The organism is Ruminococcus callidus ATCC 27760 (assembly GCF_000468015.1).
In the GTDB taxonomy this organism is placed as follows: Bacteria; Bacillota; Clostridia; order Oscillospirales; family Ruminococcaceae; genus Ruminococcus_C; species Ruminococcus_C callidus.
In genome coordinates this window covers 1-510 of sequence record NZ_KI260428.1, presented here as the reverse complement: position 1 = coordinate 510, position 510 = coordinate 1, and the positions used below count along the sequence as shown (strand labels likewise).

Here is a 510-nt window from a genome sequence, read left to right as displayed (position 1 = left end):
GCTGTTCCAGATAAGACTTACTCGGAAACTGCATTAGTATCACCAACCTTTCTGAATGCGGAATTGCCTGTGAGATTGCGAAGAATGACTTTTCTTGCTGCCTTGAATTCTGCACCCACCATTCCCAGACGAATCAGGAAACACCGCATGGTGTACTTGGGATTGTCGGAGGTATCCGGCTTGCGGTTGATGCGGCTCTGGTTCTTGGCAAATTCGCAGAGCATGGAAATGAAGGTGCAGTAGGCATCTGCATCACCATCCTGTTCGACTGTAAACCAAGGGAATTCCACCTTTTCATCAGACGAAATGATGTCCAAACAGTCGGTTTGAAAAGCAGCATGAAAAAGGGCAGCCTTGTTTTCGCAGATCTGCCGGAGATTACCGAGCGTATGCTCCGTGAAGAAATCGGCTGGCATCTGTACCGTCAAGCCCTTGGATTCCGGTTCTGTGGTGTCCGGAACAGCATAGCCCTGATTTGCCAGTTCGGCAAGAAGCCGTTCTGTTTCCTTA

1 protein-coding gene is annotated in these 510 nt (G+C 49.2%); it reads right to left on the bottom strand.

Features of this window, described 5'->3' with window-relative positions; translation table 11 throughout:
• Positions 1-17: 17 nt before the first annotated feature.
• Positions 18-510: hypothetical protein (locus tag RUMCAL_RS15985; protein ID WP_021682608.1), on the bottom strand; the 493-nt coding region annotated here is incomplete at its 5' end.